Here is a 9,668-nt window from a genome sequence, read left to right on the forward strand (position 1 = left end):
GGCTGATGCGCAGCAGCACCTCATAGAGTCCCGCGATTTGCGGCCAGTCGGTATCGCCATAATTCGGCGCCCGCGCATGCAGCGCGGCGATCGCGGCCTGCACCGCGTAGGATTCCGGCCGGCCCGGGATCGACAGCGCCTGTTCCACCAACCTCAATCCCTCGGCGATCTGGCCGCGGTCCCACAGGCGGCGGTCCTGCTCTTCCAGCAATACGATGTCGCCGCCTTCGGTGGCGCGCCCGGCGCGGCGCGCATCGTGCAGCAGCATCAAGGCCAGCAATCCCTTCACCTCGCCGCGTCGCGGCATCAGCGCGTCGAGCAGGCGGCCGAGCCGGATCGCCTCGCGCGCCAGGTCGGGGCGCATCAGATCCGCACCGGCGGTCGCGACATAGCCTTCGGTGAAGACCAGATAGATCACCGCCAGCACGCCGTTGAGCCGCGGCTCCAGCGCCTCGCGCTCCGGCACTTCGTAGGCGATGCCGGCGAGACGGATCTTCTGCTTGGCGCGAACCAGCCGCTGCGCCATGGCGTCCTCGCTCGCAAGGAACGCGCGCGCCACCTGCGCCGTGGTCAGCCCGCAGACCGTGCGCAGCGTCAAGGCGACCTGCACCTCCGGCGCGAAGGATGGGTGGCAGCAGGTGAAGATCAGCCGCAGCATGTCGTCGTCGACCGCGGCCGCATCCGCCGCTTCGTCCGCGGTTGACGCGTTGAGCTCGATCTCGTGGGCCAGCAGATCCTGCTTGCCGCGAAAGGCGATCTGCCGGCGGACGCGATCGATCGCCTTGTTGCGTCCGACATTGACCAGCCAGGCTCGCGGATTGGCGGGAGCGTCCGCATGCGGCCACCGTTCCAGCGCCACCGCGAAGGCGTCCTGCAGCACATCCTCGGCGAGATCGAAATCGCCGACCAGACGGATCAGCGTCGCCAGCGCGCGGCCCGCCTCGTCACGGAATATTTTTTCGATCTCGCAGGGCGTCATCGGGTTCGCCACTCACTCACCGTCATTCCGGGTTCGTGCTTCGCACGCCGCGGAATGACTGCGCCATCTTCAATCATAAACCCAGATCGGCCGCACCTCGATCGAGCCCAGTCTGGCGCTGGGAATCCGCGCGGCGATGGCGATCGCGGCATCGAGATCCTTGGCCTCGATCAGGTAATAACCGCCGAGCTGCTCGCGCGTCTCCGCGAACGGACCGTCCGTGGTCAGCGTCTTGCCGTCGCGGATCCGCACCGTGGTCGCCGTCGTGGTTGGCCGCAGACGGTCGCCGGCCTTGAAATTGCCGCTCTGAATGATCGACTGGGTAAAGTCCTGATATTCACCCATCATCTTCTGACCGGTTGCGGTGTCGAGCTTGGCGTATTCGGCTTCGTTCTGATAGATCATCAACAGATACTGCATCGACGTCACTCCTCCTGTTCGGCTGGATCGCCGACATCCGGTCGAACGGCCGCCATCCAGAACGACATCTGCAGGATAAATTATTTCGGCCCTCGTTGTTGGCTTGACGCGGCTCGCGGCAACCTCCATGCCTAGCCGGTCAGTCGGCCGGACGGCCGCTCCCGCAAGCGCCGAAAGGCCGCGGGAGAGGAAAGTCCGGGCTCCATCGACATGCGGTGCCGGATAACACCCGGCGGGGGCGACCCCAGGGAAAGTGCCACAGAGAACGAACCGCTTCCCGCCCGCAAGGGCGGGTCAGCAAGGGTGAAAAGGTGCGGTAAGAGCGCACCGCGGGTCCGGCGACGGAACCGGCATGGTAAACCCCACCGGGAGCAAGACCGAATAGGGGCGGCAACGCGGGCAGTTCGCCAACAGCGACAACGCCCGTGGGAGCGATGTCAGGCTCGCCGTCCGGGTAGGTTGCCCGAGGCAACGCGCAAGCGTTGTCCCAGAGGAATGGCCGTCGCGTATCGCCTCGCGCAAGCAGGGCGGTGCCCTACAGAACCCGGCTTACAGGCCGGCTGATGTCTATGCGAAAGCGTTTTCGAGCGAAGCGGATTTCCGGTTCGCGCGAAGAAAACGCATCTCACCAAGAGGGGTTCGGCGTAACGCGCCGGACCCCTCACCATTTCTCGAGGCCGTCAATCCGCGCCAGAGAGAGAGTCAATCCCGGGCGCATCGAAGAAGCGGACCGGAAGGACAAAAAGAGAGAGAGCCTATGCACGCGGCCGGCTATGCGCTGCTGTTTCTCGGCGCGCTCGCGGGCGGCTTCGTGTCGGGCCTTGCCGGTTTCGGCACCGCGCTGATGGCGCTCGGGATCTGGCTCTACGTGGTGCCGCCGTCGCTGGCAGTGCCGCTGGGGCTGATCTCATCGGTGGTGGCGCAAAGCGCGACGCTGCCGTCGATGTGGCGGCACTTTGATCTCGGTCTGGTCTGGCCGTTCCTGATCGGCGGTCTCGCCGGCGTTCCCTTAGGCACGATGCTGGTCGCGCATGCCGATCCGAGCATCTTCAAGCTGACCATCGGTGTGCTCCTGCTGGTTTTTCCGGCAGCGCTGTATTTCAGCGCTCCGATGGCGTTCCGTTTCGGCGGCAGGATCGCGGACGCGGCGATCGGCTTTGCCGGCGGCATCCTTGGCGGGCTAGCCGGCCTGTCCGGTCCGCTCCCGACGCTGTGGGCGAGCCTCCGCGGCTGGGGCAAGCACGAGCGGCGCGGCGTGTTCCAGGTTTTCAACTGGACCATCCTCGCCGTTGCGTTCGGCGTGCAGCTCGCGATGGGCCTCATCGGCCCCGAGATATTCTGGATGGCCTTCGTGACCCTTCCGGGAACGATCCTCGGCGCCTGGCTCGGCGCGCGGCTCTATCATGTCCTGAGCGACCGCAATTTCCGGGATGTCGTGCTCGCGCTGTTGTTTCTCTCCGGCGCCGGTCTGGTCTGGAGCAGCCTCGGTCACTGATCGCGCGGCGCGCCTATTCCGCCGCCGACACTTGTCCTGCCACTTGGGTGAACTCGGTCGCCTGCCGTTCGAACAATCCGCGATAGATGCCGCCCGCGCGCCCGATCAGCGCGGCATGGGTGCCCTGCTCGACGATCGCGCCGCGATCGAACACCAGGATCCGGTCGAGGTTGCGCACCGTCGACAGCCGGTGCGCGATCACGATCGCGGTGCGGCCCTTCATCAGACGCTCCATCGCCTGCTGGATCAGCGCCTCCGATTCCGAATCGAGGCTCGAGGTCGCCTCATCGAGGATCAGGACCGGCGCGTCGGCCAGGAATGCACGCGCCAGCGCCACCCGCTGCCGCTCGCCGCCCGACAATTTCACGCCGCGCTCGCCGACCAGCGTGCCGTAGCCCTTCGGCAGCCGCAGGATGAAATCATGCGCATTGGCAAGCCGCGCCGCCCGCTCGATCGCCGCACCGCTGGCACCGGGCCGGCCATAGGCGACGTTTTCCGCGAGCGAGCGGTGGAACAGGATCGGATCCTGCTGCACGATCGCGATCTGGCTGCGCAGCGACTGCTGCGTCGCCGTCGCGATGTTCTGGCCGTCGATCAGGATGCGCCCGCCGGTGACGTCATGGAGCCGCTGTACCAGCTTGATGAAGGTGGTCTTGCCCGAACCCGAGCGTCCGACCAGGCCGAGGCGTTCGCCGGCGCGGATATCGACCGACAGGCCGTCATAAAGCGGCGTCCGATGCCCGCCATAATGAAAGGTCACCTCCTCGAACTGGATGCGGCCGCCTTCGATCACGATCGGCCTCGCGTCGGCGGCGTCGGCGATGCCGATCGCCTCGTCATGGATCGCGACCAGTTCCTCCATGTCGTTGACCGAGCGCTGCAGATTGTTGATGTGCATGCCGACATCGCGCAGGTAGGCGTGAATGATATAGTAGCTGGTCAGCACATAGGTGACGTCGCCCGGTGAGGCGCGGCCATTGATCCACAACAGCAGCGCGCCGCCGATCACCGAGCCGCGCAGGCCCAACAGCACCGCGAGCTGCAGCGCGTTGGTCGAGTTGTAGCGCAGCCAGGTGCGGTTGACGCGCCTGCGCCAGCGGCCGATGACGCGCATCAGGCGCGAATCCTCGCGCGCTTCGGCGCCGAACGATTTCACCACCGCGTTGCAGGTCAAGGCATCGGCCAGCGTGCCGCCGACCTTGGTGTCCCAGGCGTTGGAGACGCGCGCCGCCGGCGCGATATAGCGCGTCGAGAGCGCGACCGTCATCGACACATAGAGCAGCGCGCCGAGGCCGATCACGAGCCCGAGCGACGTCCAGTGCAATCCAAGCAGCACCATCGAGCCCAGCAGCACCATCAGCGACGGCAACAGCGCCAGCAGGATGGTGTCGTTGTAGAGATCGAGCGCCCACATGCCGCGGGTGACCTTGCGGACCGTCGAGCCGGCAAAACTGTTGGCGTGCCAGTCGGTCGAGAAGCGCTGCAGGCGCATGAAGGCGTCGCGCGCGACGTCGGACATGATCCTCAGCGTGAACGGCACGATCGCCTGCAACCCGATCATGCGCAGCACGATCGAGGAAAAGCCCAGCGCAACGATGGCGCCGAACGCCATCAGTGCCGCGTGGCGCGCGTCGAGGTTCGCCGCCCCCCGCGTCAGCGCATCGACCAGATGGCCGGAGAAGATCGGCATGAACAGGTCGGCCACCGTCGCGCCCAAGAGGCCGAAGGCGACCGTCAGCGCCAGCGCCGGCTGGTTGAGCCAGTGCCGGAACACGAAGGGGATGACCACGCGGATTGCCGCGGGACGTTTGTCGCGAATGCTCATGGCTTCATCCGGCTGCGCGCGCGCAAGTCCGGCTCCATCTCATGTGACGCGCGGCGGCCAGAACCGAACGCGGGCGTCGTCAAAAATATCTACGAGGCGTGGGGGAGGCAGGAGGACCGGGCCGTCAGACCCGATCGGTGCTGGCGAAGGCGGCAGCTAGGAGCCGGATAAGGCGTCCAGCGCAAGCATCGAACGCCGGCGTGCGATCTGCGAGAATGACGATGTCATGCAAATCCCTCCCCGGTTCGAGCGACAATAGAAATCCTATAAATGGCTTGGAGGCCGATTGCAACCGCGCGCCCGACCAGCGGCGATCACGAATTGCCAAGCTTTTGCCTCCGAGGGCGAAGGCTTGCGGCCAGAAGGATGGCAACCTGCACCGCCGTCTCCGCGGCCATCCTTCGAGACTCATCGCTTGCGCGATGTTCCCAGGATGAGGGTCGCAGGAGGCCGATACGATTCGAATCTCAAAATCGCTGTGCTAATGCGCCGGCGCGGCGCCCAGCGCGGCCGGCTTTTTCAGGAGGATCACCAAAAAGCTCAGGCCGAGATAGAACAGGGTCAGGATGAAGAACGCATCGCCATAGCCCATCACGACGGCCTGGCGGTGCACGATCTGCGACAACTGCTTCATTGCCATCAGCGTGGCGTCGCCCATGCCCTGCAGCCGCTCGGTCAGCATGTTGAGCGTTTCGACCGCGGTGGTGTTGCCCCAGGTCACCCGGTCCTGCAGACGCGAGATATGCAGGTCGGTGCGGTCGTTGAGCACCTCGTTGATGACGGCCAGTCCGACGGCACCGCCGAGATTGCGCATCAGGTTGAACAGGCCGGAGGCGTTCTTGACCCGGTCCGGCGACAGCGTGCCGAGCGCGATGTTGTTGGTCGGAACCATCGCGCACATCATGCCGATGCCGCGCAGGATCTGCGGCAGGATCAGCTCGTAGAAATCATAGTCGCGGGTGATCGAGGTCATCTGGTAGCAGCCGAGGCCGAACACGATGAGACCGAACGCGATGATGTAGCGCATGTCGATGCGCTGCATCAGGTTGCCGACCACCGGCGCCATCAGGAACATGGTGACGCCGGAGACGAACATGGTTTCGCCGATCATCAGCGCGCTATAGCCGCGCACTTCGGCGAGATAGCGCGGATAGATGTAGGTCAGGCCGTAGAGCCCGATGCCGATGCAGAACTGCAAGAGGCAGCCGATCGAGAAATTGCGGTTGACGAAGGCCCGGAGGTCGACGATCGGCTCGTCCGCGGTCAGCACGCGCCAGAAAAACGCGACCGCGGAGCTGCCGCACACGACGGCGCAGATCGCGACCGAGGCGTCCTGCATCCATTCATATTGTGGACCTTCCTCCAGCACATATTCCAGCGCGCCGAGAAAACCCGCCATGAAGATCAGGCCCCACCAGTCGAACCGATCGAGCAGCGCGAAATTCGGCTGGTCGAAATCGACCAGCGCCAGCACGCCGACGGTGATGATGATGCCCGGCCCGACATTGATGAAGAACAGCCAGTTCCACGACATCACGTCGGTGATGTAGCCACCCACCGTGGGACCAACGGTCGGCGCCAGCGTCGCCACCAGGCCGATGATCGGCCCGACGATATGGAATTTCGAGCGCGGGAACACCGTGTAGGCGGAAGCGAACACGGTCGGGATCATGCCGGCGCCCAGAAACCCCTGGATCGCGCGCCACAGGATCATCTCGTCGATCGAAGTGGCAAAGCCGCAGGCGAGACTAGCCAGCGTGAAGCCCGATGCGGACAGCGCGAACAAAAGCCGCGTGCCCAGCGCACGCGACAGGAAGCCGGACAGCGGTATCGCGATCACCTCGGCGATCAGATACGCGGTCTGGACCCACGATACCTCGCTCGAACTCGCCGACAGCCCGGCCTGGATCTCGGTCAGCGATGCCGAGACGATCTGGATGTCCAGGATCGACATGAACATGCCGAACACCATGATCAGGAACGCGACCAGCCGCCGCGGTGCGACGTGCTCGGCCGCGGCCTGCGGCGCGCTCAGCATCACGACAGGTGCGGTGTTGGCGTTCGCCATGCTCTATCCAGGAAACGGGTGCGATCCATGCGACAGGCCCAATGCCTATTGCGGCTGGGTCATCATCGGTGAATCGAGATCGGTGTCGCTGTCGGCGTCGTCGGCACCTCTCGTGGTGTCCACGGTGGCATCAACCGACATGCCGGCGCGCAGCAGGTTTTCCCGCGCCACCTCCTTCGGCACACGGATCCGGACCGGCAGCCGCTGCACGATCTTGGTGAAGTTGCCGGTCGCGTTGTCCGGGGGCAGCAGCGTGAACACGGAGCCGGCGGCGGGCGCGATGCTGTCGACGGTGCCGGCAAATTTGCGATGGCCGTAGGCATCGACCGTAATCGTCACGGGCTGGCCGGGCCGAATACGCCTCAACTGGGTTTCCTTGAAGTTGGCGTCGATGAAGACATCGTCGAGCGGGACCACATTGCCGAGCCGCTGCCCGACGGCAATGAAATCGCCGATGTTGACCAGGCGGTTGGAGAACGTGCCATCGAGCGGTGCGCGCACGAAGGTGAAATCGAGATCGCGCTCGGCCTTCGCGAGCTGGGTCTTCAATTCCGCAAGCTGGGCCTGGGCCTCGACCTGCTGCGCCCTGGTGACTTCGACATTGTCGCGCGCCGCGTCATAGGCGGCCTGCGCCGCCTTCACCGCCGCGGCCCCCTGGTCGCGCCCGGCTTCGGACTGCTCGAAGGTTGCCCGCGATGCAAAACCCTTGGTGCTCAGGGTCTGCTGGCGGTCATAATCGAGGTCTGCACGCTTCAGCCCTGCATCCGCGGACACCAGATTGGCCTGCGCCTGCTCGACCGCACTTTGCTGGGCCGTGACCTGCCGGCCGATCCGATCGATGGTCGCCTGTTGGGTCGCGATCCTGGTGCGCGCGGCATCCACCGCAATCCGGTAGTCGCCGTCGTCGATCCGAAGGATCAAGTCGCCCTTGTGAACCAGTGTGTTGTCGCCGGGAAGGATCGTGGTGACGTGGCCGGAGACCCGCGCGCCCAGCATGGTATTGTTGGCGCGCACATAGGCGTCGTCGGTCGAGACGAAGAAGCGCCCGACCAGAAAATAGTGTGCGCCATAGCTCGCTGCTGCCAGCGCGAGCAGCGCGCCGACGCCGATCAGGACCAATTTGCGCTTGCCGCGTTTCGGCGCGGCCGACTTGGCGGGTGACTTGGAAACCTCGGGCGCGGCGGCCGGCTGCTCGGGGCTCGCGGCCGGTTTGTCCGGCGTCTCGGCTGGCCGGCGCTTGGCTTCGCCATTCGCCGCGACATGCGCGCGCAACGCCTCGCCCACCCCAGCAGACGTCTCGGACGGATCGCCCTCCACCTCGTCCAGGTCGGAACGAAGAACGCGGGCGGCCTGATCTCTCGCTGCGGCCATTACGGCTCCTGATGCAAATTATCGCGGTGACACGCGAACCGAACCGGTTCCCGGCTCCACTGGATTAAAAAATAACATTGACCGAACCGTTCGGTCAAGATACATTTGGATGACCGGACGATACGTCGCAGCTTCCTTTCGAGGCGTTTCGGTCGGGGAAATTTTTTCAGAAAAGCTAAACCGATGGTTGCAGCTGATCATCCTTCCCTCCGGCTGGTGAGCGAGGAGGATAATTCCAAGCGCCGCCAGATCCTGGAGGGTGCCCGTAAGGTCTTCATGGACCTGGGATTTGACGGCGCCAGCATGGGCGAAATCGCCCGCGCCGCCGGCGTCTCCAAGGGCACGCTTTATGTCTACTTTGCCGACAAGAACAGGCTATTCGAGGCCATCCTGGAGCAGGAAGCCCAGGAGCAGGGCGAGATCGCCTTCAATTTCGACCCCGGTCGGGACGTCACGACGACGCTGCATGAGTTCGGCGAGGCCTATATCGCGCTGATCTGCCGGCCCGGCGGCGGTTCGGCGATCCGGACCGTGATGGCCATCGCCGAGCGGATGCCGGAGGTTGGCCGACGCTATTACGAGCGGGTCCTGGAAAAAACCATCAACCGCCTCGCCGCCTATCTCGATATCCATGTGAGGCTCGAAGAGCTTGCGATCGAGGATTGCCCCCTGGCCGCGGCGCAATTCATGCTGATGTGCCAGGCCTCGCTGTTCCTGCCCTTCATCTTCCAGGCCGCGCCTGCGCCCTCGCCCGAGCGCATCCGGCACGTCGTTGAAAGCGCGGTGCGGATGTTTCTGGCGGCCTATCAGACCAAGTGAGCCGCGGCGCCAAGCGAAGGCGGCGCGATAGCCTTCTATCGGTCTCGTCTGAGAGCGCCGCCTGCAGCTACTCGTCCTCGAACTCGTCTTCCTCGTTGATCCGCTCGCGCTTGTGGCGCTGGGCTTCCCTGTGGCCGCCGAGCGAACCCGTCACATTCGACTCGTGCGCGGCGTAGGGATTGCGCTGCTGCGCGGCGCGGGCGGCTTCCTCACCGGAGACCGCCGACGGCTCGCAAATGAAGCGGCGCGAGGCGCGGCGCATCAGGTCGACATGGATGTGGTCGTAGTGATAGGCGTTGGAGCCCGGCGCCAGCACGGTCGTGAACTGCTGGCAGGCCGCCGCCTGCACATCGCGCAGAAAGCCCTGCTCTTCAGGCATGCCGTGCCAGCCGTCCTTGACGCTGATATGGCGGCCGTCGGCGAGCGTGAAGGCCGCGATATCGAGCGCGTTGCCGAACGCGTGCTCGGAAATATGCGCGTTCGGATTGCCGTTCATGCCCCGGCAGGAATAGGCCGAGATCTGCTTGATCTCGACGACGCGCGCACCGAACCAGCGCTGCGCGGCCGGCTGCACGGAATCGGCGAGCCAGCGGTCGAGCACGGAGACGATCGGACAGGCCAGCGTCGCCGCCGGTTTTATCGCGACCGGTCCGACGGCAGCGACCGGATTGCCTTGCACTGGCCCTAGCCG

The 9,668-nt window shown here is 65.2% G+C and carries 8 protein-coding genes and 1 other RNA gene; 3 read left to right on the plus strand and 6 right to left on the minus strand.

Translation table 11 applies throughout. The features are described 5' to 3' along the window. On the minus strand, window positions 1-979 hold a 979-nt coding region (locus WCB02_RS35860), incomplete at its 3' end, for an RNA polymerase sigma factor (protein WP_423966255.1). Between the two features lie 69 nt (window positions 980-1,048). After that, window positions 1,049-1,399 carry a YciI family protein gene (locus WCB02_RS35865; RefSeq protein ID WP_423966257.1) on the minus strand — a complete coding sequence of 117 codons (351 nt, stop codon included), beginning with the start codon at window positions 1,397-1,399 and terminating at the stop codon, window positions 1,049-1,051. Window positions 1,400-1,538: 139 nt separating this feature from the next. Here WCB02_RS35865 and rnpB point away from each other — a divergent pair. Both rnpB and WCB02_RS35875 read left to right on the plus strand, forming a co-directional pair. After that, window positions 1,539-1,967: RNase P RNA component class A (gene rnpB / locus WCB02_RS35870), an RNA gene on the plus strand. 189 nt (window positions 1,968-2,156) lie between these two features. Continuing rightward, window positions 2,157-2,894, plus strand: a complete 738-nt coding sequence (locus tag WCB02_RS35875) for a sulfite exporter TauE/SafE family protein (RefSeq protein ID WP_423966259.1) — start codon at window positions 2,157-2,159, stop codon at window positions 2,892-2,894. Window positions 2,895-2,907: 13 nt separating this feature from the next. Here WCB02_RS35875 and WCB02_RS35880 read toward each other — a convergent pair whose 3' ends face one another. The 3 genes from WCB02_RS35880 to WCB02_RS35890 form a co-directional block, all read right to left on the minus strand. Then, complete coding sequence (locus tag WCB02_RS35880; RefSeq protein WP_423966261.1) at window positions 2,908-4,719, minus strand: ABC transporter ATP-binding protein; 1,812 nt, start codon at window positions 4,717-4,719, stop codon at window positions 2,908-2,910. Between the two features lie 481 nt (window positions 4,720-5,200). Continuing rightward, window positions 5,201-6,787 carry a DHA2 family efflux MFS transporter permease subunit gene (locus WCB02_RS35885; protein ID WP_423966264.1) on the minus strand — a complete coding sequence of 529 codons (1,587 nt, stop codon included), beginning with the start codon at window positions 6,785-6,787 and terminating at the stop codon, window positions 5,201-5,203. 45 nt (window positions 6,788-6,832) lie between these two features. Beyond that, window positions 6,833-8,158: an HlyD family efflux transporter periplasmic adaptor subunit gene (locus WCB02_RS35890; protein WP_423966266.1), complete on the minus strand. Its 1,326-nt coding sequence runs from the start codon at window positions 8,156-8,158 to the stop codon at window positions 6,833-6,835. A gap of 183 nt (window positions 8,159-8,341) precedes the next feature. Between WCB02_RS35890 and WCB02_RS35895 the strand changes: the two genes are divergently transcribed. After that, a complete protein-coding gene (locus WCB02_RS35895) occupies window positions 8,342-8,977 on the plus strand; it encodes a TetR/AcrR family transcriptional regulator (RefSeq protein ID WP_423966268.1) in 636 nt (211 codons plus the stop codon). Window positions 8,978-9,044: 67 nt separating this feature from the next. On the opposite strand, the gene WCB02_RS35900 is transcribed toward WCB02_RS35895, so the two are convergent. Then, window positions 9,045-9,668: extensin family protein (locus WCB02_RS35900; protein ID WP_423966270.1), on the minus strand; the 624-nt coding region annotated here is incomplete at its 5' end.

Origin of the sequence: Bradyrhizobium sp., assembly GCF_049581145.1 — a bacterium.
Lineage (GTDB): Bacteria > Pseudomonadota > Alphaproteobacteria > Rhizobiales > Xanthobacteraceae > Bradyrhizobium.